The organism is uncultured Pseudoteredinibacter sp., from assembly GCF_947500695.1.
Classification (GTDB): Bacteria; Pseudomonadota; Gammaproteobacteria; order Pseudomonadales; family Cellvibrionaceae; genus Pseudoteredinibacter.
Genome location: NZ_CANMSS010000050.1, coordinates 1 through 203 on the forward strand (window position 1 = coordinate 1; position 203 = coordinate 203).

1 protein-coding gene is annotated in these 203 nt (G+C 52.7%); it reads left to right on the forward strand.

The window, feature by feature from the left end; translation table 11 throughout:
• On the forward strand, positions 1-203 hold a 203-nt coding region (locus Q1A08_RS21445; protein WP_299776438.1), incomplete at both ends, for a hypothetical protein.

Genomic DNA, 203 nt, shown 5'->3' on the forward strand with positions numbered 1-203 from the left:
TTATTCGAAACCACCAGTGATGGTCAGGGTAACTGGAGCTACACACCAACCGCTGCAGAAGCACTTGATGATCGTGACTACAACTTCTATGCCGATGCCAAAGCGGCCAATGGTCAAGAGAGTCCGGTAACGGGTCCTTACACGATTACCGTGGACACTGTAGCGCCGGAGAAACCGGATCTTGGAAACGGCACCTTAAGCGC